At 57.8% G+C, this 24419-nt stretch carries 24 protein-coding genes and 1 tRNA gene; 12 read left to right on the top strand and 13 right to left on the bottom strand.

Annotated features, from left to right (window positions below; translation table 11 throughout):
* Positions 1-172: 172 nt before the first annotated feature.
* Complete coding sequence (locus BBOU_RS09530; protein ID WP_338010547.1) at positions 173-631, top strand: restriction endonuclease; 459 nt, start codon at positions 173-175, stop codon at positions 629-631.
* 83 nt (positions 632-714) lie between these two features.
* On the opposite strand, the gene BBOU_RS04770 is transcribed toward BBOU_RS09530, so the two are convergent.
* The 3 genes from BBOU_RS04770 to BBOU_RS09665 all read right to left on the bottom strand — a co-directional run bounded on the left by BBOU_RS04770 (position 715) and on the right by BBOU_RS09665 (position 2715).
* The gene (locus BBOU_RS04770; RefSeq protein WP_026503459.1) at positions 715-2274 is read right to left on the bottom strand and encodes an ATP-binding protein; all 1560 of its coding nucleotides are present in this window, start codon (positions 2272-2274) and stop codon (positions 715-717) included.
* A gap of 160 nt (positions 2275-2434) precedes the next feature.
* Positions 2435-2563: a plasmid mobilization relaxosome protein MobC gene (gene mobC / locus BBOU_RS09430; RefSeq protein WP_274518415.1), complete on the bottom strand. Its 129-nt coding sequence runs from the start codon at positions 2561-2563 to the stop codon at positions 2435-2437.
* Positions 2539-2715, bottom strand: coding sequence for a hypothetical protein (locus BBOU_RS09665; protein WP_420885369.1), 177 nt, complete (start codon positions 2713-2715; stop codon positions 2539-2541). The genes mobC and BBOU_RS09665 overlap by 25 nt, the downstream gene beginning before the upstream one ends.
* 256 nt (positions 2716-2971) lie before the next feature.
* Here BBOU_RS09665 and BBOU_RS09425 point away from each other — a divergent pair, with 256 nt between their 5' ends.
* Complete coding sequence (locus BBOU_RS09425) at positions 2972-3583, top strand: relaxase/mobilization nuclease domain-containing protein (protein ID WP_238552045.1); 612 nt, start codon at positions 2972-2974, stop codon at positions 3581-3583.
* Positions 3584-3598: 15 nt separating this feature from the next.
* Positions 3599-4180: a hypothetical protein gene (locus BBOU_RS09420; protein ID WP_238552043.1), complete on the top strand. Its 582-nt coding sequence runs from the start codon at positions 3599-3601 to the stop codon at positions 4178-4180.
* 46 nt (positions 4181-4226) lie between these two features.
* Here the strand turns inward: BBOU_RS09420 and BBOU_RS04760 are convergent.
* The 5 genes from BBOU_RS04760 to BBOU_RS04740 form a co-directional block, all read right to left on the bottom strand.
* Positions 4227-4300: transfer RNA gene (locus tag BBOU_RS04760), tRNA-Lys, on the bottom strand.
* Between the two features lie 108 nt (positions 4301-4408).
* Positions 4409-4669: a mycoredoxin gene (locus BBOU_RS04755; protein WP_026503460.1), complete on the bottom strand. Its 261-nt coding sequence runs from the start codon at positions 4667-4669 to the stop codon at positions 4409-4411.
* Between the two features lie 146 nt (positions 4670-4815).
* On the bottom strand, positions 4816-5478 hold the full coding sequence (locus BBOU_RS04750) for an amino acid ABC transporter permease (protein WP_026503461.1): 663 nt from the start codon (positions 5476-5478) through the stop codon (positions 4816-4818).
* Between the two features lie 53 nt (positions 5479-5531).
* Positions 5532-6353: a transporter substrate-binding domain-containing protein gene (locus tag BBOU_RS04745; protein WP_051616896.1), complete on the bottom strand. Its 822-nt coding sequence runs from the start codon at positions 6351-6353 to the stop codon at positions 5532-5534.
* A gap of 217 nt (positions 6354-6570) precedes the next feature.
* Positions 6571-7305, bottom strand: a complete 735-nt coding sequence (locus BBOU_RS04740; RefSeq protein WP_026503463.1) for an amino acid ABC transporter ATP-binding protein — start codon at positions 7303-7305, stop codon at positions 6571-6573.
* Positions 7306-7558: 253 nt separating this feature from the next.
* On the opposite strand from BBOU_RS04740, the gene BBOU_RS04735 reads away from it, so the two are divergent.
* Complete coding sequence (locus BBOU_RS04735; protein ID WP_026503464.1) at positions 7559-9214, top strand: C69 family dipeptidase; 1656 nt, start codon at positions 7559-7561, stop codon at positions 9212-9214.
* A gap of 257 nt (positions 9215-9471) precedes the next feature.
* On the opposite strand, the gene BBOU_RS04730 is transcribed toward BBOU_RS04735, so the two are convergent.
* The 3 genes from BBOU_RS04730 to BBOU_RS04720 all read right to left on the bottom strand — a co-directional run bounded on the left by BBOU_RS04730 (position 9472) and on the right by BBOU_RS04720 (position 12732).
* The gene (locus BBOU_RS04730) at positions 9472-10602 is read right to left on the bottom strand and encodes a glycosyltransferase family 2 protein (RefSeq protein ID WP_081815574.1); all 1131 of its coding nucleotides are present in this window, start codon (positions 10600-10602) and stop codon (positions 9472-9474) included.
* Between the two features lie 167 nt (positions 10603-10769).
* A complete protein-coding gene (locus tag BBOU_RS04725; protein WP_238552051.1) occupies positions 10770-11615 on the bottom strand; it encodes a TetR/AcrR family transcriptional regulator in 846 nt (281 codons plus the stop codon).
* Between the two features lie 496 nt (positions 11616-12111).
* Positions 12112-12732, bottom strand: coding sequence for a DUF6652 family protein (locus BBOU_RS04720; protein ID WP_026503466.1), 621 nt, complete (start codon positions 12730-12732; stop codon positions 12112-12114).
* 155 nt (positions 12733-12887) lie between these two features.
* Between BBOU_RS04720 and ftsY the strand changes: the two genes are divergently transcribed.
* On the top strand, positions 12888-14114 hold the full coding sequence (gene ftsY / locus BBOU_RS04715; RefSeq protein WP_026503467.1) for a signal recognition particle-docking protein FtsY: 1227 nt from the start codon (positions 12888-12890) through the stop codon (positions 14112-14114).
* Positions 14115-14494: 380 nt separating this feature from the next.
* Here the strand turns inward: ftsY and BBOU_RS04710 are convergent, their stop codons facing one another.
* Positions 14495-15775: a cation:proton antiporter gene (locus BBOU_RS04710; protein ID WP_238552040.1), complete on the bottom strand. Its 1281-nt coding sequence runs from the start codon at positions 15773-15775 to the stop codon at positions 14495-14497.
* A gap of 369 nt (positions 15776-16144) precedes the next feature.
* On the opposite strand from BBOU_RS04710, the gene BBOU_RS04705 reads away from it, so the two are divergent.
* The 7 genes from BBOU_RS04705 (at position 16145) to BBOU_RS04680 (ending at position 22589) form a co-directional block, all read left to right on the top strand.
* Complete coding sequence (locus tag BBOU_RS04705; RefSeq protein WP_033490612.1) at positions 16145-17479, top strand: ammonium transporter; 1335 nt, start codon at positions 16145-16147, stop codon at positions 17477-17479.
* A 298-nt stretch (positions 17480-17777) separates the two neighbouring features.
* Positions 17778-19061: an ammonium transporter gene (locus tag BBOU_RS04700; RefSeq protein ID WP_026503468.1), complete on the top strand. Its 1284-nt coding sequence runs from the start codon at positions 17778-17780 to the stop codon at positions 19059-19061.
* Position 19062: 1 nt separating this feature from the next.
* Complete coding sequence (locus BBOU_RS04695) at positions 19063-19401, top strand: P-II family nitrogen regulator (RefSeq protein WP_015449732.1); 339 nt, start codon at positions 19063-19065, stop codon at positions 19399-19401.
* 222 nt (positions 19402-19623) lie between these two features.
* A complete protein-coding gene (locus BBOU_RS04690; RefSeq protein WP_026503469.1) occupies positions 19624-21456 on the top strand; it encodes a [protein-PII] uridylyltransferase family protein in 1833 nt (610 codons plus the stop codon).
* Positions 21457-21532: 76 nt separating this feature from the next.
* Positions 21533-21949 (top strand): TetR/AcrR family transcriptional regulator, encoded by a 417-nt coding sequence (locus BBOU_RS04685; RefSeq protein WP_026503470.1) that lies wholly within the window; start codon positions 21533-21535, stop codon positions 21947-21949.
* Positions 21933-22085 (top strand): hypothetical protein, encoded by a 153-nt coding sequence (locus BBOU_RS09230; protein ID WP_155809253.1) that lies wholly within the window; start codon positions 21933-21935, stop codon positions 22083-22085. Before BBOU_RS04685 ends, BBOU_RS09230 begins: the two co-directional genes overlap by 17 nt.
* A 315-nt stretch (positions 22086-22400) precedes the next feature.
* Positions 22401-22589 (top strand): hypothetical protein, encoded by a 189-nt coding sequence (locus BBOU_RS04680; protein ID WP_026503471.1) that lies wholly within the window; start codon positions 22401-22403, stop codon positions 22587-22589.
* Between the two features lie 284 nt (positions 22590-22873).
* Here BBOU_RS04680 and BBOU_RS04675 read toward each other — a convergent pair whose 3' ends face one another.
* Positions 22874-24163 (bottom strand): ATP-binding protein, encoded by a 1290-nt coding sequence (locus tag BBOU_RS04675; RefSeq protein WP_238552038.1) that lies wholly within the window; start codon positions 24161-24163, stop codon positions 22874-22876.
* Positions 24164-24419 lie beyond the last annotated feature (256 nt).

Raw genomic sequence — 24419 nt, 5'->3', positions numbered from 1 at the left:
GAGCCGGTCATGGCCGTTCTTCTTCATCCTCGCCCCGCACAATCCACACTCCGGGGCCCTGTTCGATCGTGTCCTCATCACCCCATGAAGACACAGGAACCAAGTCCGACACCCCGACACGCTTACGGGCACAACGCCTGCGGGGATTATAAGCAATAACTTTGGTTCCTATATGCCGAAGGAACGCTATCAGTTTACTCGGCCAGATAAAAGGAAGCCTATCATTACGGCAAATACGCCAATTACAAAGACACTGCGATTCGAACAGAATAAGTCAGTTGGAAGAGATAGAACGTCTAGAGGTGCGGATTCCGATAATATTTATTTTAGGGCGATAACTTGGATGATAAGGTTATTGTTTATGCGAAGCTGCCGCGTGGATTTTCAAATACCAACCTCAGTTGGAAATTACGCACCGGACTGGGCCATCGCCTTCCAGGAAGGGACGGTAAAACATATCTATTTCATTGCCGGGACAAAAGACTCAATGAGCAGCACGGATCCTAGACCAATAGAACAGGCAAAGATTAGATGTGCAAAGAAACTGTTTAACGAGGTATCGGCTGATGATGTTGTCTATGAACAAGTGGATTCATACCAGAATCCGCTTAGCATAATGGATGCAATCTAGGCTAATTCCTGTGGTTAAGCTGACTGTGGTGTTCCACTACTAAAGAGTAGTAGCATACCGCAGTCAGCTTAGCCGAATTTACCCTATTTCGATTTCTGGCTCGAATTTTTTGTCGCGATGAAATCACGCATCATATTAATAGAATCTAGCAAATCATCCTTTGTATATCTTGTATTTTCAGTGTTATCCGGATGATGAATTTGGTGCCTGATATAGGTTGTCAACGTTACCGTCCAGTGTTCTCTGGCTTGATTTTGCTTGAGTGCAATGTACTCTCGCTGTGTCTGGGCTACCGCAGATGTTGCGTTATATTCGTTCATCCATCCTTCGCCCTCAATATACGCATACAGCTCATCATGGTATTCTTCGGTAGCTTCATCGAAAGCAGTGAAATTCACTTCGTTCAAGGAGGGGTATCTTAATTGTCTTGGCTGCACGTTGCTGATCTTGCGGATATCGTTCTTGTCTTTTGTGATTAGTCTAAGATTTTGGAACTCAAGATGCTTAACAATGTATGCACTATGGGTTGTCAGGATTATCTGCACATTTGGCATGGCGGCTAACTTTTTTAAAGCTTCAATCAGTTTTCTCTGATTCTCATTATGCTGAGAGGTCTCTGGTTCCTCGATTGCGTAAATTACGCCGGAGTTGTCGTTTTCCCGGATTCTTCTTTCCACTTCAGCCCTAAAGAAGCTTAGGAGGATAAGACGTCGAACGCCGCTGCCTCTTTTATTAATCGGGATGTCGTCGCCGGAGATGGATACTGCTTTAAAAACATCGGCCCATTTCAACGAATCCGTAGGAGGGATGACGGGGGTGAGGCTGTTTGCAATTGCAGGATCCATTTCTTTCAGTTTTGCTAATGTCCGGATTGAGACATCATTCAATTTACTATGAACTTCATCTGCAACTTGGTTTAAAGTCGTTTTCAGATTTTCGTCATTTAATATTTCCTTAACTGCTTCTTTCAAGGGATCTTGTATTTCGCTGTCGGCATCACTATTTTTTCTGTCTGACTGGAATAGAGAATAGACAGGCATATAATACGATAATTTCTCCCAAATTTGCTTGGCATCCTCTTTTGAGGCGTCAATCTCAGTCTCTGCTAGTTTTAAATCAGACGAATAATGTTCCCAGATTGATTTCCTCAGGAATGCATTAACGGATTGGTTTTGGCACTCAATATTTTCGTTTTTAACGATTTTCTTCAGTTCAGAATTCTTCTTCAGCAATAAATCTGAACAATTCGGATTCGATGGATGTTGCGCCTTAATAAAGACCTTAGGGCTCTTACCTCCGGAGTACTTTTTCATAACCTCTAATTCTGAATCTGAATTCAGTAGATATTCGTCTTTTAATGTTGTCTCAACACTTGAATCGATGACGATTTTTTCTGGTAAGTCCTTAAAAATAACAGAAATACAAATATCGTGATCCCCTCCTTTTGCGTTATTAACATTTGCATCAGCATTATCAATTTTCACCGTGCCTTTTCCGTCATTGAAAAATATGTCGAGTGCCTCGAGAACGGTTGATTTACCGATATCGTTTTTACCGATGAATACAGTCAAATCGTCGAAATCGATTTCTGTATCTTGAGAATAGCTCCGAAAATTCGAGAGCTTCAATTTTGCTATCTTCATCTATTTCTCCTTTGAGTTTCCGCACATGCATAATATCACGCTACGCATACACGGATTCCGTTTATCGTTACCTTTTCAGTAAAAGAAGTTGTCGAAATATGCCAAACGTGTTATGAATAGGAAACAGCTATTCACGATAAGAAACTCAATGATGGTGCTTCTAGATTCCGCGAGTTCGCGAATCAATTTCTTTTAAAAAGGCACGGATTCCCCGGAAATCGACTTTCTTATCCAAATTTGTCTGGTGTGCTATTTGGTTTATGTTCACACCGATACGGTGGATCTCCACCTGGATTGCTTGTAGCGTCGTGTTCTTCTCGTCTTCCTGCTTGGTGTGGATGGTTTGCTCGAGATGAGAGCATGGGGTATCAGATACTTGCTCACGCTAACGCCGGCTTCATGAGCTTTCTGTTGGATGTCTGAGAGCTGCTGCTCGGTCACGCGGATATGGATCTCCCTATTGCGGGGAGCATCGTGTAAGTGTTTTTTGGTTGTGTGTTCCTCTGATTTCCATACCTACTAGCATCGCAGAAAATGGCTTTCCTCCTGGGTGGAAGGAGGTTTTCCACCCGATTACTGTGTCAATTGTCCGCATGATGGTTAGTATGATTCCGAACATCACCAGAGGCAGCAATCCCGCGGGGCTGTTGAGGTATCTCTTCGGTCCGGGTCGCGCAATGAGCATCATCACCCGCATGTGATCGCCACCAGCAGTGATCTTACTGGCCAGTTCGACTTGGACGGCCAGCCGGCGGACAGTTTCCGGAGAATAGAGAAGCAGTTCGACAGGAACTACCTGAGGCTGAAACGGGAGGGTGAGGATAATCCTCCCGACCGGCGAGGCAAACACAATCCGGAGAAACAGGGCGGTAAGGACAGGATTTGGCATTGCAGCCTGGCCATTAAAGCCGGCCATGACATCCTCACCGACCAACAGTGGGTTGGTTTGGCGGAAGACTACCTGAAACGCATGGGCTTGGACGAGGCGGCATGGATTGCCGTCCGGCATGGTTTATCCAAGAGAGGGAACGACCATATCCACCTCATGGTCAACCTTGCCGGAAAAGAAGGCTGGTACAACCCTTATCACGACCGGATCCAAGCACAAGAAGCCTGCCGCGGCATGGAAGAGACCTACCCCTATCTGCAAGCCCTGGGCTACACTGCCAACCGGCAGGTCATCTGCTTCCAACAAGCCGAATACTGGGAATGGGCCCAATGGAAAGCCCACCACGACTGGGCGGAACCCCACCCTGGATGCGACTGGAACACACTCACCACCAAGCAGCGGCAAAACCTGACCAACTAGGTCAAAGCGGATGCCATGCCCAAGCAGAAACTCGGCCTCCTCGTAGCCGCTCTGGCCAAAGACTCACACAGCGAGGATGAGTTCATCCGCAGAATACGCGGGGAAGGACTCATAATCGACCCCCGACTGAAGAAAGGCGTCAGGAAAGGAGATTTCACCGATGCCAGCCAGGTCGTCGGCTACACCATCACATGGAAAAGCGCAGACGGATGGCGGCAACGATTCAACGCCTACGACCTCGGCAAAGAACTCACCCTCAAACAGCTGCGCCGCCGCTGGGCCGCCGATCCGCGCAGCACACGCCTGGCCGCGTTGGAATGGCAAGCCAGCATGAACCACCACAGACCCGTCATGAGACAAGGTGCGGAAAAACAAGCCGACAACCTTACCGTGCATGACATGTGCCGCATCATCGACCAAGCCTTCACCATCCTCCAAGACACCCGGTTCAACCCCGACAACCCACACGCTGTCAGCCAAGCAGTCCGCCGGTTCGACCAGCTCTACAACTCCTACGGCATCACCTGGAACCCCCAGCAGGAAACAGACCCCAGCCAAAGCCTCACAACGCCACAGGACGACGCAAGAACACGATAACCCCCGCAGCCTCACAAAGATCAAAGGGGAAGATGGAAGGAAAGCGTGCCCCCCGTGGGACTCGAACCCACAACCCACGACTTAAAAGGACGCTGCTCTAACCAATTGAGCTAGAGGGGCAACAAACGGTATTGTACACCATGGCTCGACCGGCACGCCGTGTCACGGCTTGTCGCGGACTGTCGGCCGCGTCCCACGTGGTTCAGGATACGGCCGACAGTCCACGCTTCACGCCTCTGCCGGCAGCGCGCCCAGCTCCTGCAGTTTCGCCTTGATGTCGTTGGCCGACGGCTCGACTTGGAACGATCCGTCCGCATACTGGACAACCGGGATGTGCTTCTGCCCGCTGATTTCCACGGCCTTGTCGGCGGCGCCGTCCTCCTGCTCGATGTCGTGCCAGTCGAACGCCGCGCCGAACCGGTTCAGCGCCTCCTTGGCCCGCTTGCAGTCGCCGCACCAGCTTGCGCCGTACACGTTGATATCGCTCATGGTTCCTTCTTTCATTGATGGTTGCCGGCGGGGCTCCCTTCCGTTCGCCCCGCGTGTTGGTTGCCTATGCTAAGGCAAGACGATGGCGGATGCATCTGTCCGGCATCAGGATTCGCGGTCCGCGCAAAACAGACAGCGCCCCGCGCTCAGCTGTGCGCCGCCAACCGCCGCTCGCACCAGTGCTGCACCCAGGTAAGCACCGTGCAGAACAGCAGATAGATGACCCCGACCTCAAGGTACAGCGCGAGCGGTTCATAGTACACGGCGGTGATGCGCTGCGCGGTCATGAACATCTCGACGACGGTGATATTCGCCGCAAGCGACGTGTCCTTGACCAGCGAGATGAACGTGTTGAACAGCGCGGGGAACGCCGACCGGAACGCCTGCGGCAGCACGATGCGGCGCATGACCGTCACATACGACATATTCGTTGCATACCCGGCTTCGAACTGTCCGCGCGGCACCGCTTCAATCGCCCCGCGCAAGGTCTCGGACGCGTAGGCGCCCACGTTGAGCGAGAACGCAATTATAGCGGACGGAATCGCCGGAATGGTCACGCCAATGGACGGCAGGCCGAAGAAGATCACGAACAGCTGCACGAGCAGCGGCGTCCCGCGGAACACCCACACGTAGAACTGCGCGATTTGCGTGAGCACCGGCGTACGTGCCACGCGGGTGAGCGCCACGATGATCGCCAGCGCCAAGCCAATGGCGAAGGAAACCAAGGTGAGTGGAATCGTCACCGTGATTCCTGGAATCAGTAGTCTGCCGAATGAATCGACGACTATCTGCCAGACCCTGCCGTCCATTGCGGCTCCTTTCGTAATCTATGCCGGTTTTCAGTTTCCAGCGCAACCGAGCGTTACTTGGTTGAGATGTCCTCGCCGAAGTACTTCTCAGAGATCTTCTTGAGCGTCCCGTCTTTGCGCAGCTTGGCGATGGACTTGTTAATCGCTTCGGTCAGGTCGTCGCTGCCCTTGCGCAGCGGGAAGTGCGCGGCCGGGGTTTTCTCGCTTTTCACGGCGATTTTGATATCGGCGTTCGGCTTCTGCTTGAGGTAGTCGAGCACAGCGAGCCCGTCGTTGACAATCACGTCGGCACGTCCGGAGGTCAGGGTTTCCACGGCTTGCGAGAAATCGTTGACCTGCACGAGCGTCGCGCCTTTATCTTGCGCGACTTTCGCCCAGTTGCTGCCGTTCTGCCCGGCGTCTTTCTTGCCTTTGATATCGTCGAAGGATTTGATGGAATTGTCGTTCTTGCGGGTGACGACCACGCCGTATGAGTAGGCGTACGGCTCGGTGAAATCGTATTTCGCCTTGCGTTCGGCGGTGACGGTGATTTCATTCGCCACGCTGTCGGTTTTCTTCGAATCCACGCTGGCGAGTAGCGAATCGAAGTTCGCTTCGGAGAATTCAGCCTTCACACCGAGGTCTTTGGCGACGGCAGTGGCGACATCCACGTCGTAGCCGGTGAGTTTGTTGGTTTTCGAATCATGGTAGCTGTAGGGCGCGTACGTGCCTTCGGTGCCGAAGACCAACGTTCCCTTGTTCTTGACTTCCTGCAGCGCGCTCGTGGACGAGCTGGAGGAGCCGCAAGCGCTCAGCGGCGCGATGGTGATGATTGCTGCGAGTGCTGCCGCGGCGAGTCGCAGGGCGTGGCGCGTATGTGCAGTGTGTGCGGTCATGGTTTCTCTCCTTATGTGTTGATGTGTTTTATGTGTTGATGTGTGGTTGATATCGGGTGATGACGTATGTGATGCATGCCGGTTCGGGTGCGTCTCCGGTATGGGTGCCGGTACAGGTGCCGGCGCGGTGGCTGGGTGGCGGACGGTGCGGTGTGTGTTGCGCGGGCCTCGCGGGTCCGGCGGCCGGCTGGACGGACTGCGAGGGGCGGCAGGCGTGTCAGGATGCGAAGGATTGCAGGAATTCCGCGGTTCTCGGCTGTGACGGATGATCGAAGATATCGCTTGCCGAGCCCTGTTCCACAATACTGCCGTGTTCGAAGAACACGACGTGGTCGGAAGCCTCCCGGGCGAACCGCATCTCGTGGGTGACCATCAGCATGGTCATGCCGTCCGAGGCGAGTTGCCGAATGACTTCAAGCACGCCCCCGACCATCTCCGGGTCAAGCGCGGAAGTCGGCTCGTCAAGGAGCAGGAGCTCCGGTTTCGCGGCGATCGCACGGGCGATGCCCACGCGCTGCTGCTGGCCTCCGGACAGGGTGCTGGGGTAGCGGTCGGCGAAATCGGCGAGCCCGACCCGGTCGAGCTGCTCACGCCCGATGGTTTCGGCTTCCTTGCGTGACTTGCCTTGCGCGTAGATCAGCGGTTCGGTCACGTTTTGCAGCGCGGTCTTATTGGCGAAAAGATTGTAATTTTGGAAGACGAAACCGATTCGTGAACGGATGTCGCGAATCGTCGTCTTGTCGCGGGTCGCCAAATCAACAGGACCGTCGCCGAAATCGATGGTCCCCTTATCAGCATGTTCGAGCACGTCAATCACGCGAAGCAGCGTGGATTTGCCGGATCCGGACGGGCCGATGACGGTGACCGTCGCCGCGTGCGGAATATCAAGATCGATGCCGTTGAGCACGTCATGTTCGCTGTAGCGCTTGTGCACGTCACGGATAGTGATCATCGATGCTCCTTTCACGAGGACCCTCACGGCGGATTGCCTCATCCCACTTTAGAGGGTACGCGGGATGCAGGTAGCGGTGCGGCTATATCAATCCCCTATCGCCCGCTATCAACGCGGACGGCGTTCCCGCCCCCGTCCCCGCGCGGGTGTTGATTCTTTCGCGGACGGCGTTTTTTCTCATCCTGTCCCTGTCCCTGTCCCTGTCCCTGCGGCGCCGATCCAGCCCATCCCGATGCCGTTCTACAGTGGAATCATGTCTTGTACTACGCTTCTTGTCGGAAAAACCGCGACTATTGACGGCTCGACCATGATCGCCCGCAACGACGATTCCGGTTCCGGTCGTTACGATCCGAAACGCTTCATCGCCGTGAATCCGGCTGACCAGCCGCGGCATTACCGCAGTGAACTGAGCCATGTGAGCATCGAACTGCCGGACGATCCGTGCCGCTACAGCATCGTCCCGAACGCGCTGCCCGGCCGCGGCATCCTTGCGGAATGCGGCATCAGCGAGCGCAATATCGCGATGAGCGCGACCGAGACGATCGCAGTGAACGAGCGGGTGCTCGGCGCCGACCCGATGGTCGAATTGCAGCCGGCCCACGGCAATCCCGGTGATGCTGATTACCGGCCGGAAACCCCCGGTGGCATCGGCGAGGAGGATTTCATTACGCTGGTGCTGCCGTATGTGCGTTCCGCGCGTGAAGGCGTGCGCAGGCTGGGGGAGTTGCTGGAGCGGTTTGGCACGTATGAGGCGAACGGCATCGCCATTTCGGATGTGGATGAGATTTGGTATGTGGAGACGATCGGCGGGCATCATTGGATTGCCAAGCGTGTGCCGGATGACTGCTATGCCGCTATTCCCAACCAGTTGGGGCTTGACGATTTCGATGTGGAGGACGCGCTCGGCGATGCCCGCAATCATATGTGCAGCGCCGATCTGACGGAGTTCATCCGCGTGAATCATCTCGACCGCGGCATGGGCGCAGACAGCTTGAACCGAGTTGGCCGGTTCAATCCGCGCACGCTGTTCGGTACGTGCACGACGAAAGACCATATCTACAACACGCCGCGTGCCTGGTATATGGAGCGCTATCTGAACCCGAGCGAGGACTGGGATTCGCCAGCCGCCCGCTATACGCCGATATCCGATGACATTCCGTGGTGTCGCCGGCCGGAGAACCGTGTGACGGTTGAGGATGTCGCGTTCCTCATGGCTTCGCATTTCGAGGACACGCCCTACGACCCGTACGGCACGCTCGGCACGGAGGAGACGCGGCACCGCTACCGCCCGATCGGCATCAACCGCACAGGGCAGATGGGCTTGCTGCAGATCCGCCCGTACGAGCCGGAAGCGAACCGGTCGGTGATGTGGCTGCAATACGGCTCGGGCCCGTTCACTACGCTCACGCCGTTCTACACGAACGTGCGCGACACGCCCGCGTATCTGCGCGATACGAGCGCGGAGGTGTCGACCGACTCGTTCTACTGGACGAGCCGCATCATTGCGGCGCTCGCCGACCCGCATTATGTGTCCAACAGCAACGCGATTGAGCATTACCGGGAGAACGTCATGTCGCATGGGCACGCGCATATCGCTCGCGTTGACGCCGCGTTGCGGGGAGCGACGGGTGCGGGTGCGATTGCCGGTGCCGGGCATGCCGTTAGCTGCGCTGATATCGAGGATGTCGAAGGCATCAAGCACGACGCCGTGCGCATGGATGGTGCCAGTACGGCAGGAACTGCTGACGGCGTCGGAGCCGGCGGCTCGCGTATGGTGTGTGATGCGCTCGAACAAGCGAACCAGCGGATGGCGGATTACTTGCGCTCGCAAACCCAGGAGCTGCTCGGCAAGGTGCTGTACACGTCCAGCAACCTGATGCGCAATTCCTTCGCCATGTCCGACCGCTGAGCATCTGCCAAGACCAGTGGCGTTGTCCCAGTTGTTGAGCGTCAATCAGCCCGCCCCCTCACCTTCTACCGACGCTGAGTCGGTTGTGAGCGTCGGTAGTGGGTTATGGTTCTTCGTCTACCGACGCTGGGATGTCTGTCAGTGTCGGCAGAAGGTGAGGGTTCTGTTTCTGCCGATGCTGAGTGTGTTGTGAGCGTCGGTAGAGGGTTGTGGTTTTGTTTCTGCCGACGGTGACAGCTCCAGCCGAATCCGGAGGATCAGTTGAACCCGACGACGTGTTCGGCGATGCTGTAGCCGTGACGGATGACGAAACGTCCGGTCCGTCCACGCAAGTTGATGGCGCGAGAAGCGAGCTTATGCCGCACATCGTGCCCGATTTGCGGCGAGACGACATCGATCTCATGCCACAGTCGGTCCTTTTCCAGATAGTTTTCGCGATTGCGTGACAAAATCAGGAACACGCTGGTCACTACGCTGTTGATCGACAGGAAGTGGATCATGTACCGGTACAGCCCGTCCGGCACGGTGCCACGTTCGGGCGTCGCCTCGAGCATGAGATGGTTGACGAGTTGCAGTTGCCGCACGCGCCTGATCATCACGTCGGTCTGCACGGATTGGCCTTCACGCCCGATGAAGTAATGGTAGAACGGCGTATCCAGGTACATGAGCGTATGGACCCACGGGAATGGCTGATACGAGTATATAAAATCAACATAAAACGTGTGTTCCGGCAAGATCATACCTGATTCGCGCACCACCGAGGTGCGGAAGGTGAGCGCGTGCATGATCATGTACTGTGCGATGCCGAAATGCCGCAAATCGTCCCAGCTGAGCCGCTTGTTCGCGTCCATCACGTTGCTGAAATGCACGACATGCTTGTTGCGCTTGCCGACCTTGTCATACACATAATCGGTGACCAGCAGGTCGACGGGCTCCCGCTCGTCGCGTTGCGCCCGCAAGGTTTCCATGACCCTGCCGAGCGAATCGCTACCAACCCAGTCGTCGGCGTCCACGACTTTCACATACATGCCTGCGGCCTCGCGGATACCGGTGTTGACCGCGCCGCCGTGCCCTTTGTTCGGTTGGTGGATTGCCCTGACCACGCCCGGATGTGCGGCTTGGAGCCGGTCGGCGAGTGCTGGGGTTGTATCGGATGAGCCGTCGTCGACGATCAGCACTTCGAGATCGCTGGTGTCGGGCGTGTCGAGCAGTGATGCGACGCAGCGTTCGAGGTACTGTTCCATGTTGTATGCGGGCACTACGAAGGTCAATGTTTTCCCTTGCGCGCGTCCCGTAGGCTGCTCGCCGTCATCGACGTCTGCCGATGGAATCGTTCCTCGTTGAAGATTCGGCTGCGGCTGCGGCGTGGTGTCCGTGAAATTGGTCATTGCTCCACCTTCTGTATGTCCCGTGCAAGGCTACCACGAGGTGGAACTGCGTATAGGCGGAATCGCCCGATTTGCTGTGAAATCACCATAATTTGCATGATGATTTCACAGATGCGTTACCGCCGGTTCAGACCTGAAGAGGGATGGGGATGGATGAGGATGGGGACTCATGCTTCAGGTGTCGGGGCGGATGATGCGGCGGTAACAGTGCTGGAAGGGTTGGTGCCGGCAGCGGTGGTGTCGGTACCGTCAGTATTGTCGATGTCGCCGGCGGCATCGCTCTCCGTGGCGGAATCATGACTGCTGCCATCACGCGCCCCGTTTGCGTCTGCCGTCTTGCCCTTGTTCGACTCCGCGCGTTTCGCTTTCTGCGCCGCCTTTTCGGCCGCTTCACGCGCACGCTTGGCTTTCGACCCCTCGTAGCGCAGTTCTGGCTTCGCTTCAAGACGGGACAGGCCGTGCCAGGCGAGGTTGACGATCAGCGCGGCGAGCTGTTCTTTGCCGAGCTTGGGCCGGTCCGCCCAATACTGGCCGGTGAATACGGTCATGCCGACGAGCATTTGCGCGTAGTATGGCGCGCTTTTGGCGGGAAGATGCAGGCGTTTGAACCATTCGACGAGGATCTGCTCGACTTTGGAGCTCACATCGCCGAGCAGCGAGCTGAACGAACCGGTCGGATCAGTGCTGGGGGAGTCCCGCACCAAGACTTGGAAGCCTTCGGGATTCTCTTCAATGTAGGTGAGCAGTGCGAGGGCGGCGCGTTCCACAATCTGCCGGGGATGGGCGTCGGCGTCATTGAGGGAGCCAATCAGCGCGTCGGTCAGCGCGCGCATCTCACGGTCGACGACGACAGCATACAAGCCCTCTTTGCCGCCGAAATGCTCATAGACGATGGGCTTGCTGACTTTCGCACTGGCGGCGATTTCCTCGACGCTCACCGCTTCAAACCCTTTGGACGCGAATAGCGACCGCCCGATTTCGATAAGCTGCTCTCGCCGCTGATACGACGTCATCCTCGAACTACTTGCCATAGTGTCTAGTTTCTCACTTCTTGTGGATTTCAGCTGTGGGGCAGGGGATGGCGAATTGGCGGGTGGGTACTCAAAGGCACCCAAAGATAGCAGTGTATCCCGAGGCTCCTGTTCGCCCTGCAGCACGGGAACCGGCGGATGGACGCGTATTTCGCCGGTGCTGTTGAGATGTGCCCGTATTCGTGGGTTGCTGTGATCGGGCAGTGTCGGCTTGTCCGGGATGCGTCCACATCTGCCGGTCACCGTACGCTGGGCGGTGCGGGAACCGGCGATTGTGTGCGTATCTCATCGGTGTTGCCGGGATTGCGCGCCCATCTTGCGTTTGCCGGGCGCAATCCAGCACAGGAACTGCCGGTTGCGTGCGTATCATACCGATGCAGTGGGGGATGAGCCACTATCTCCCGGTTCCTGCGGCTGCAACGATACGGCCTTGCACACTTACGCACCTATCCACGGGTTTCCGTACAGTCTCGCACACTTACGCTCCCATCGGCCGGGGACCGTAAGTCCCGCCGGGCCCGTAACTCCCCGCCGCCGGAGGTTGCATCGCCCTCGCGCCGACAGACATGACTGGTTCCCGGCGTGATTGTGCGAACAGGATGATCGCCGTCACCGCATCCACGCAGAACAGGAATCCCGCGATGCCGTACATCGCGCTTTGTACCGGTGTCAGTCGTCCGTACCGCACCCCGACAATCACTGCGGCAAGTTCATACAATCCGCTCGTCACAATGAGTGTCGCGTCGGCGATGAAACAGAACGCCCACACCGCCACCGTGATGAACGGGATTTTCAACGAGAGGATGATCGACAGCGCGGCGCACGCGAACACCAGCAGATAGTAGGGGATATGGGCGAGTTTGATGATCATCGCATTGCGTGCGAGCGAGCGGAATTCACTGTTCCAGGAAAGCCAGATGTACAGCGCTCCGATGATTCCCGTAGCGAGCACCCACACGGTCGCGATCAGCGGGAGATTGTCGGAGAACCAGTTGGCATCTTCGAACACGTGCGCGCAGACACTGAACATGAGCCAGAACAGGTAGGGTTGTGCGGCTTCGAATATGGTGAGTGCGGTGAGCGCACGCTTGGTGTTCATGTCATGTCCTGCCGTCGGCGGTTGGCGCGGAATACAGCGATGTGGTTTCCGTTGCATCCCAGTGTATCAACACGGATGGGCGTGGCGTTGAGCCATACGTGGTGCACGCCTCGTATAGAGTCCTGCCTGTCCCTTGAAAACCATAGGCTGGGGGTATGGATACTCAACAGATTATTGCGATTGTGGTGGTGGCGGTTATCGCCATCGCGTTGATTATCGCCGGCGTGCTCGCTGACCGTGCGCGCAAGAAGCGTATCGAGACGGCCGAACAGGCGCGTGAAGACCGTGAGGCCGCAGCGAAAGAGGCCGCCGACACGGCGATTGTGGCGCAACAGGCTGAACGATCCGGTCAATCCGAGTCTGAACCTGAACCGCCGGCGGCGACCCCCGAGCCGGCGGCAACCTCCACTCCTACGCCCGCCCCAGCTTCCTCCGCTGCGTCCGAGTCCGCCCCGGAATCCGCGACCTCGCGCATGACCCGGTTGAAGGCGCGCCTTGCGAACAGTGCGAACCCCTTCGGCAAGGCGCTGTTCAATATTCTTGCCAAGGATCACCTGTCCGAAGCTGATTGGGAGGACGTCGAAGACACGCTGCTTATGGCCGATGTCGGCGCGGATGCCTCCGAACAGCTCGTCGATGAGCTGCGCAATGACGCCCGCATCACCGGCACGCATGACCCCGCCCAGGTGCGTGAGGCCTTGCGTTCCAAGCTGCTCGCGATGGTCGGCACGGATACTGATCGTCGTCTGAACGCCGACAAGCCCGAAGCGCACAAGCCAAGCGTCATCATCATGGTCGGCGTCAACGGCACCGGCAAGACCACGACCGCCGGCAAGCTCGCGCGCCTGTTCGTAGCCGACGGCAAGAGCGTCATGCTCGGCGCGGCGGACACCTTCCGTGCGGCCGCCGCCGACCAGCTGGCAACCTGGGGTGCGAAGGTCAACGTGCCGGTCGTGCGTTCCGACAAGGACGGCGCTGACCCGGCGTCTGTCGCGTTCGAGGCATCGCAGCGTGCGAAGAACGAGAACGCCGACGTGTTGATTATCGATACTGCGGGCCGCCTGCAGAACAAGGCGAATCTCATGGATGAGCTCGGCAAGATCCGCCGTGTCACCGAGAAGAACCTGCCGGTTGACGAGGTGCTGCTTGTTCTTGATGCGACCACCGGCCAGAACGGCATGGAACAGGCGAAGGTGTTCGCCCAGGCGATCGGCATCACCGGTGTCGTGCTGTCCAAGCTGGATGGTTCCGCGAAGGGCGGCATTGTGATTTCCGTGCAGAAGGAGCTTGGTGTGCCCGTCAAGCTGGTCGGTTTGGGTGAGGGGCCGGATGATTTGGCGCCGTTCGACCCGGAAGGTTTCGTCGACGGTATTCTCGCCTGAATGTAACACTCGGTGCCGCCGTATGCAGTGACGCTACGGCGGCACTACATACGGCTTACGTGTCCGGTTGCGGCCATCGGTCTCCTGATAGCTAGGCGCGGTATCGAGGTATGTGCAGCATCCCGCAGCATCTTGCATATCTGTAGTACGTTGCGGAACATATCGTTGCTACGAGGGTTCGCTGCCGATCAAACCGGCGAGTACAGACAGCGGATTTCCCATGGTTCTCTTGCGGTATTGACGCTCATCGAACCCTGATAAGCGAGTTGCTTTCCGGCATGTACTACAGATAGCGCGGATACACCCGCCGAATCTCGATTCAGCGCCCCATATCATCGGCTGGCCGCGCCGGCAATGGAATCTGGACGGGTCATAACATGTCAGGCGACTGGTGCAGCCATCCCGACCGCGCTGGTGTCTGCCGTCTGCGCATCGATGATGTCCGTAGCTTCGCTTTCGGTCTCGATGACGTTTTCTGTCTTCGCGCTCCCAGCCTCAGCCGCATCATCCCGCGCCGGAGCCCCGCGCAGCGCAGCCTTCAAGAACAGCGGCGCGATGAGCGTCACCAGCGAAATCGTGAAAATAATCGTCGAATAGTAGTCGTCCGACAGAATATGCTGCGAGAAGCCGATTTGTGCGGTGATCAGCGCCATCTCGCCGCGGGGAATCATGCCCGTGCCGATGATGATGGAGCTGCGGCCGTTGAAGCCGGCCATCCGCGCTCCCAGCCCGCAGCCGACAATCTTCGTGATGACACCCAGCACGGTCATCACCACAATGAACCACACCAGATGCATGTCGTGCACGGCCTCGGTGTTCAAACCGATACTCACAAAGAACAGTGGCACGAAGAAGCAGTCGCCAATCGGCTCGATATCTCGATCCACCTGCTCGCGGTAGTCGCTGCGGCTCACGGCGATGCCCGCAAAAAACGCGCCCACCGCGTAGCTTAATCCCACGAGTTCCGAGCACCAGGCCATCGCCAGGCAGATGATCGTCGCCATGATCGCAATGCCACTCGGCGCTTTGAGCAGTGCGGCGAAGGTCATCAGCCACGGCGCCACCCACAGCACCACCACGACGGTCAGCGCGAAGAACGCGACCTGCTTGAGCGCAATCAATCCGAGCTGCTGGAACGACACGCTGCCCGTGCTGATCAGCGTGCTCATGACACTGAGCAGAATCACGCCGATCACATCATCCGCGACGGCCGCGCCCAGAATCGACGCGCCTTCCTTCGTGTCAAGACGCCCCGCTTCCTTCAAAACCGCCACCGAAATCGACACGGATGTCGCGGAGAACACCACGCCGATGAACAGGGACGACATGAGGTCGAACCCGAACACCATGCTCACCCCGCCCATGATGAGCACCGGCGCGACCACACCCATGCACGCCACAATGAGCGCCGCCTTGGAATAGCGCTTCAGCAGCCCCAGATCGCAACCCACCCCGCCTAGGAACATGAGCACGATAATGCCGATATTGCTGAACAATTCCGTCGAACTGCTCGGCTGCATCAACCCCAGGACGGTCGGCCCGAACACGATGCCCACTACGATTTGGCCGACGACTTCAGGCAGCCCGGTTTTCCGGCAAATCGCGCCGGACAGCATGGTCAGAACCAGGATTGCGCACAATGTCGCGACGAATACCGCCATCTCGGAACCTTCTCTCTTCGGTAGTTGGACATTTCGGGCATTGGCGTCCAACTGTTTCCACACGACTGCATGAGCCGCAAGACGCGGGAATCCAAGCTGTTCGATGCCATGTGCCGGATATATAGGAATCACTGTAATCTCGCCGCGGTATCGTCCGTTACTTCCGCGCAATCTACGTGACCTGCGTGTAACAAGGCATGCGTTCCCCGGAAATCCGCCTGTTTAGCATGGTTGCCAGAATCCGGGACAACAAGAGACGGGCTGAGGCCAGCGGGTTGAGGCCGGTTCTTGGGGCCTCGCGTCCGGACCCGTGTCCGCGTCTTTCGGATTCAGACGGCCATCCATAAGAGAGGAAAGGAAGTGGGTGCCATGTCATCGACCAATGTCATTTGGACATTGCTCGCCGCGACGCTGGTGTTCATGATGCAAGCCGGCTTCGCGATGCTGGAGACAGGCTTCACGCGAGCAAAGAACGCCGGCAATATCGCCATGAAGAACCTCATGGACTACTGCATCGGCACGGTGTTGTTCTGGATTTTCGGCTTCGGCATCATGTTCGGCCCGTCCATCGGCGGCATCATCGGCAAGCCTGATTTCTTCGTGATGAGCAACTACCAGTACAACCAGTACGTTCCGACGATGGTGTATCTGATGTTCCAGACCGTGTTCTGCGCGACATCCGCGACCATTGTCTCCGGCGCTATGGCTGAACGCACGAAGTTCTCCGCTTACCTGATTTACAGCGCTTTGATTTCCGCGATTGTCTACCCGATTTCCGGCCACTGGTGCTGGAATTCGGATGGCTGGCTCGCACAGCTCGGCTTCCACGATTTCGCCGGTTCCACGGTCGTACACATGGTCGGTGGCATTTCCGCGTTGATCGGCGCGATTTTCCTTGGTCCGCGTATCGGCAAGTTCGACAAGAACGGCAAGGCGCGCGCCATTCCGGGCCACAGCATCACCCTGGCGATGCTCGGCATCTTCCTGCTGTGGATCGGCTGGTTCGGCTTCAACCCAGGCTCCACGATCACCGCTGATGGCAAGGACACGTGGGTGGAGATGGGCAGCATCTTCATCACCACGAACCTTGCGGCCGCTGTCGGCGCGCTCACCGCGATGTTCCTCGCCTGGAAGAAGTACGGCAAGCCTGATGTCGGCCTGACCATCAACGGCGCGCTCGCCGGCCTGATCGGCATCACCGCGGGCTGCGATGTGGTCAGCCCGGTCGGCGCCTTCTTCATCGGCCTGATTTGCGCGTTCATCTACGTGTATGCCGCGTCCATCGTCGAAAACAAGTTCAAGATTGATGACCCGGTCGGCGCGTTCGCCGCTCATGGTTGCTGCGGTGCCGGCGGCACGCTGCTGGTCGGCCTGTTCGCCAAGGATGGAGGCCTGTTCTACGGCGGCGGCTTGAAGCTCTTCGGCGTTGAGCTGTTGGGTGTTGCCGTGGTTGCGGCGTGGACCACGGTCACGATGATCATCATCTTCTGGGTCATCAAGCACACCATCGGCCTGCGCGTCTCTGCCAAGGAAGAGCTGTCTGGCCTTGATCTGCCTGAACACGGTCTGGTCGCGGCCTACGCTGATTTCGAGCCGAGTGTGCTCACCAAGAGTGAGGACTCTTATGAAGCCCGTATCGCCCGCGAAGCTGAAGCCGCTGCCGCCGTCGGCACCCCGGCGAAGGAGGCTGCCGCCGCCAAGTAGCAGACAGGCAGTCGTCCTTGTGCCGCCAGTCTTGAGCTGGCCGGCCATCGGACAATGCCCACAATGTGGTCATCAACTGGGTGGATGCGTCCCATCCGCAGACCCCCGCAAAGCGCGGAATTCGAGACAAGACCGCGGAAATGTCCAATACGCTGTAACTTCGGCGTAACATTCCGTAACGTTCCGAAAACCCGGCGGGCGTTCCATGACCATGTCAGTCCCCACGGGGATTACTAATGAGTGGTTCGCTCGCCCGCCCGCCTCGTCCAAGGTGGGCGCCGGAGAGGGAGGTAATTGTATGGACACCGGAAATGCAGCGTGGATGTTGACATCTGCGGCTCTGGTCTTTTTGATGACGCCTGGTGTGGCGTTCTTCTATGGCGGCATGGTCCGCGCGAAAGCAGTCTTGAACATGTTGATGCTGTCGGCGGCCGCAATCTCGGTCACCGCCATCATCTGGACGTTCTGGGGCTGGTCGATCGCCTACGCAGGCAAGGATATTGGCGGGATTTTCGGCGATCCGGCCACCGGCTTCCTGCTCAAGGACTCGATGGTAGCCAAGGACGGCGTGTTCACGGCAGCCAACACGTCCGGTGATTATCCGGGCAGCATCAACGTGGCGTTCCAGGCGACCTTTGCGATGATCACTGTCGCGCTGATCACCGGCGCGATCGCTGAACGCGTGAAGTACAGCACGTGGATGCTGTTCGTGGCCCTGTGGATCACCTTCGACTACGCCCCGATGGCGCACATGGTCTGGAACGGCGGCCTGCTGTCCCCGACAGGCGCTATTTCACAGGCGCTCGGCGCCGCAGCCCACGATTTCGCCGGCGGTACGGTCGTCCACATCAATGCGGCAACCGCAGCCCTTGTCATCGTGCTGATCATCGGCAAGCGCAAAGGCTTCGGCACCCAGCCGATTCGTCCGCACAACGTCCCGTTCGTCATGCTCGGTGCGTTCCTGCTGTGGTTCGGCTGGTTCGGGTTCAATGCGGGTTCCGCGTTCGGCGCGAACGGTGTCGCCGGCTACGCGTGGGTCAGTACGACCGCTGCAGCCGCCGCCGCCATGCTCGCTTGGGGCTTCACCGAAAAGGTGCGTTCCGGCCACTTCACTGCGGTCGGTGCGGCATCCGGTATGGTGGCCGGTCTGGTCGCCATCACCCCGGCAGCCGATGTGGTCTCCCCGCTGTGGGCCATGGTGATCGGCGCGATCGCCGGTGTGGTCACTTGCCTGGCGTGTGGTCTGAAATTCAAATTCGGTTATGATGATTCGCTCGACGTGGTCGGCGTCCATGGCGTCGGCGGCCTGATCGGCACCGTGCTCATCGGTTTCTTCGGCGTGGGTACCGGCCTGTTCACCGGCGGCAGCTGGCGGCAGCTGGTCGTCCAGATCCTGGTGGCTCTGGTCGCCATCCTGTACTCCGCCGTGGTGACCTCAATCATCGCCTTCGCGCTTGAGAAGACGATGGGTTGGCGTGTCACCGAAGCCCAGGAGGTCGCCGGCATCGATATGGCCGACCAGGGCGAGCGCGCATATGATTTCGCTGGCACTGCCAGCTCTGTCCTCAAGGAGGTGAAGTGAGATGAAGCTTATTACCGCTATTATTCAGCCCCATAAGCTTGATGATGTCAAGGAGGCGCTCGCAGCTGCGGGCGTGCATGGCCTGACCGTCTCGGAAGCCAATGGATATGGTCGCCAACGCGGCCACACCGAGGTTTACCGCGGTGCCGAATACACGGTGGATCTCATTCCGAAGATCCGCGTGGAAGTGCTTTCCGATGATGCCGACGCGGAAACGCTGGTCGGTGTGATCGTGAAGTCCGCGGGCACCGGAACCATCGGTGACGGCAAGGTTTGGGTCACGCCTCTTGACTCCGTGACTCGCGTCCGTACCGGCGAAACCGGTTCGGCCGCCATCTGAAAGCTCCCGTCCCCGGTGTCGCGGTTTCGTCTGTTTGCCGTGGCGCTGACGGTCGGGTATTGATAAGACAGGTCCCCGCACGTGCTGGCGCAGTGCGGGGATTCTTTATGCGCCCCACGTCTGCGGGCAAGCGCCGGAATAGTTCACCCGTTTTCGGGCGTTTGATCGCGGCAACTGCGCGACAAGCCCGGGAATCAGGAAACATGGCTCATTGGAGGGGACATGGCTTCTGCGGTAGATGGATTGAAACAACGCTTCATGGATGTCAGCAAGCCCGACGTCGACGGTATCTACCGTCACGGCAAAGACAAGCGCAGGCAGCGCACGGATATTGCGATGTCCAGCCTGCGGGACTTGTGGCGGGAAGCGGTCGAATCAGTACCGTTTGACGTGCCGGATCATGGCGTGGGTCTCGCCGCGGTAGGCTCGCTCGCCCGTGGACAGATCGGTCCGAGCTCTGACATCGATGTCGTGCTCATGGTCGAGCCGCACACCCTGAAGGACGACCAGCTCAACCAGCTGGCGAACAAATTGTGGTATCCGCTGTGGGACAGCGGCCTTGACCTTGACCATGCGGTCCGCACTCGGCAGCAATGCGAATCGGTGACTGACCATGACCTGCCGGCGGCCATGGGATGGCTGTTCGTGCAACCGGTTGCAGGGGATACGGCTCTGATAGAAAGCACAGCGAAATCCATTCTCGAACGATGGCGCAAAGCGGCGCGCAAACGATTGCAGGAACTGCTCGATTCAGCGTCCTCACGTCTTGAGGAGTTCGGCAGGCTCCCGTACTTGAACCAGCCTGATATCAAAGAGGCTCGCGGCGGCCTGCGCGACACAGTGCTCGTGTCCGCGCTCGCGGCATCCTGGCTTGCCGACCGGCCCCACGGCTCCTATGACGAGGCAGTCGAACGGCTGTTGGATGTGCGCGACTGCCTGCACGTGGTCGCGGGCAAGGAGACCAATCTGCTGTTGCCTGCCTATCAGCCGAAAGTCGCTGCGATGCTCGGCCTGGCCGATCCGACCTTGCCTGAAGGCGAGCGTGAGGCTGATGCGGTTGAAGGGTTGCAGACCCTGTTGGCCACGTTGGGTCGTCGTATTGCGTTCTCGTTGGATTCCACGGCTTCGCACGCACGGCACACGCTTACCCATGAGAAACCGCGCTTTGCGTTCTTCCAGATGTTCCAGCCGCGTTCCGGCGGTAAACGCGAGGCGCCGACCTTCAACACCATCGCGCCGGGCGTGGTCGAACATGAGCAGGAGGTGGCGCTCGCCGTGGGTGTCGCCCCGAGCGGGGACGCGACCCTGCCGCTGCGGGTCGGGGTGGCGGCCGCGGAATACGGTCTGCCGATCAATCCGTCAACGCTGCTCAATCTCAAGCAGTGCCCGGTCAGCGATAAGGGTTGGGATGACGAGACGCGCGAACTGTTCATCCGCTTCTTGGCTACGGGTGAGTCGTTGCCGCCTGTGTGGGAGGAGCTTGATTTCGTTGATCTTCCGGGACGGTGGATGCCCGAGTGGCTGGGCGTACGCAACCGGCCGTCGGTGTCCGCAGCGCACAGGTACACGATTGACCGCCATATGATCGAAGTCGTCTCACGGCTTGGACGCGAGGCGCCGAGTGGGATGCGGTACGACGACACGCAATACGCGACGCTGCTGCTGGCCGGCCTGCTGCACGATATCGGCAAACGTCCGGGCGTGCGCGACCATGCGGCCGAGGGTGCGCGGCACGTGCCGGTCATTTTGGGGCGCATGGGTTTTGACAAGCCGATAATCGCCCAAGCGACGCTGCTGGTGCGTGAGCATCTGACACTCTCCCAGTTCGCGACAGGCAAGGATCCGGAAGATCCTGCGGTCGGGCGTGAGCTTGCGGAGCGTGTTGAACATGATCCGGTGCTGCTGGATATGCTGTTCGACCTGACGCGTGCGGACGGCTCGTCCTTGGGCGCCACATCCGGCGAGGCAATCACCAAGCAGTACGGCTGGTCGCATTGGCGTGAGGCGACCGTGCGCATGATGTATCAGGCGGCGCGGGAGGCGATGAAGGGCTGAAGCGTCGGATGGAGTGCGTGCGCCATCAGCCTGTCGGCGGTAGGCTGAGTGCAAGCAGAACGGACGGAAGGCGGATATGGTGCATCGGAAAACAACCAAGGAGCTGCTTGCTGAATCGTTTCGTGAGCTTGCGTCCAGCAAACCCGTCGACGTGATCACCGTGCAGGGAATCACCGCCCATTGTGGGTATTCGCCGGCGACATTCTACCGGTATTTCAGTAGCAAATTCGATGTGATGGCGTGGGATTACGCGGCGAATTGCCGCGCCATCATGGACTGGTCCGGTCGCAATCGCCCATGGTCCGAAATCATCGCGTTCGGGTTGCGGTATCTGGACGAGCAGCGCGCATACCTGCGCAACCTGCTGGAACATACTAGCGGGCACGAATCATTCTTCGGCTATATGCCGTCCGTCAACACAGATGCTCGCAGACAGAATATCCAGACGGTCCGACGGCATGGCCCTACCGGAAGGTTTGCAGGTATTCATTGATATCTATGCCGCCGTGGTCACCGAGCTGATCTGTGAATGGCTGCTGGGCAGGCGCATGATCCCCCTCGACCAGTTCCCGGACATCCTCGTACAGGCGTTGCCGCAGCCGCTCATACCGTACTTGCATGATGCGTGAGACACTTCTCGCATAATCTCTCATGGTGAGAGATTTCGCGCGTGTTCTGTATCACCGTGTACGTGGCGTTCCTATCAATACCGTTCCGATTGCGCAACAGACCGAAAAGCGGCGGAACGTGAAACTCGCGCTCAAAGAATTGCGGCATGGTTGGAAACGATACACACTCATCGCCATCATCGTATTCCTGATGATGTTCATGGTGCTGTTCCTGTCCGGACTGGTCAACGGTCTGGGCAGAGCAGTATCCTCCGGTATCGATAACCTGCCCGCGGATTCGTTCGTACTCAGCGACGACTCCGAAAACTCATCACCGTGTCGAACCTCACGTCGGACGAAGTCAACAAGATCGAGACCGATATTCCCGGCACGACAACGACACTGGATATCCAACGAACCTACGTGAAAACGGCAGGCAGCGACGAAAAGAAAGACGCCGTGTACTTCGCCGTCGATCCGGACGGCTTCCTGGCTCCCAGCGTGGACGCCGTGCGGTGGAGATGATCGCCATGGAGGCGCATAAGCGTCACAAGGCGGCGGTTATGGTGACCCATGATCAGCGCGTGCTTGATCTTGCGGATGCCGTCTACCGGATGGAGGATGGTCGTCTGGTGCGGCAGTAGGCTGCATCATCGGGCTGATCGGGGCGGATTGGCCGAACCCGCGCAACCGCCCCTGCCCATGTCCTGCACCCGCCGCAACCATCGCCCGTAACTTTCGGAATTTCTGACGCCAGCGTCAATAATTCCGAAAGTTACGGGCGTATGCGGCGGAGCTCTCACGTCCCGCTACCGGTCGAGACTGTCTGAATCAAGAAGAAAATCGAACAATCCCATGGTCAGAATGCCGTCGTCATCCATATAGGGTCGTATCACGTCCTTCACGACCACGATTTTCTTGAAACTGTCATCGATGGAGAGCAGGGGGCGCTTCTCCTGCACGGTTTTCTCAGGGGTGTCGAGCCGCAACGCCGATTGGACGTAATACCGTCGATAGCCACGATTGGCCACGAAATCAACTTCTAGCCGTTGTCGCTCATTGTTCCCTTGGTTTTTCGTTCGTTTCTCGACCTGTCCGACATCGACCGAGAACCCGCGTGCACACAGTTCGTTATAGATGATATTCTCCATGAGATGCGTTTCTTCGACCTGCCGGAAGCCGAGCCTGGCGTTGCGCAGCCCAACATCTTCGAAATAATACTTTTTCGGGGAACCGATGTAGTGTCTGCCTTTGATGTCGTACCGTGTGGCTTCGTTGATGAGGAAAGCCTCCTTGAGGCAGTCGATATACCGGTTGATGGTGTCGGCGCTCATGGTGGAGTGCAGGACGCTTTTGAAGGTCGCTTCAATTCTCGACGGATTTGTCAGAGAGCCGACCGATGACGCGAGAACGTTCACCAGCGAATCCAGCTCTTCTGATTTGTGCAGACGGTTTCGCTCGACGACGTCAGTCAGGTAGACCTCGTTAATGAGGTGAGTGAGATACGTGGCTTTCTGCTCGTCGTCGTGCATCGACAGTGTGAGAGGAAGACCGCCGTACATGACATATTCAGCCCAGCCTTCATAACGGTCGCCGTCGAAAGCCTGCATGAACTCGGAGAAGGTGAGAGGGTGGATGCGTATTTCGTCGCCTCGTCCACGGAACTCCGTCATCACATCAGTGGAGAGCAGTTTGGAATTGCTGCCCGTGATGTAGACGTCAACATTGCGATGGTGTAGAAGACCGTTCAACACGCTGTAAAGAGCGGGTGGCTCGTCTTTGCTTCTGAGTTCGCGGGCGCTGATTGCATACTGGGCCTCATCGAGAAGAACGTAGTAGGTATTGTCGTCCTGGATGAGTTGGAGCAGATGCGCGTACAGTGCCTTGGGATCACGGAAGGACCTGTTCGCTTCGTCATCCAAGGCGAGAGTGATGATGTGGTCCTGCGGCACGCCTGATTCGATGAGATGATGTACAAAAAGCTCGAATAGAAGATATGTTTTCCCGCAGCGTCTGATGCCGGTGATGACCTTCACCATGCCGTTGCCCTCGTGGATGACAAGGTCGTGCAGGTATTTATTCCGTGTAATCTGCATCATCGGCTCCTTTCATGTCATGATGATAATCATACGGAATTTCTGACGCCAGCGTCAATAATTCCGAAAGTTACGGGTGTGTACGGTGGTCGTGATGCCGAATGTGGTGTGGATGGCCGCTCTGCGGGCTTGTTCCGGTCCGGCCTGAATTTCTTGGCTTGCTTGCTATTGCCTCGGATCTTGCCGGGCTTCGACCTGTCTTGAGCCGTGACGCCCCTGCCTTATCTCACCTTGTGGTATTCATCCTGTGGTGGTCTGC

The organism is Bifidobacterium boum (assembly GCF_000741535.1).
In the GTDB taxonomy this organism is placed as follows: Bacteria; Actinomycetota; Actinomycetes; order Actinomycetales; family Bifidobacteriaceae; genus Bifidobacterium; species Bifidobacterium boum.
The sequence above is the reverse complement of the archived record's forward strand: the minus strand, read 5'-3'. Positions and strand labels throughout refer to the sequence as shown.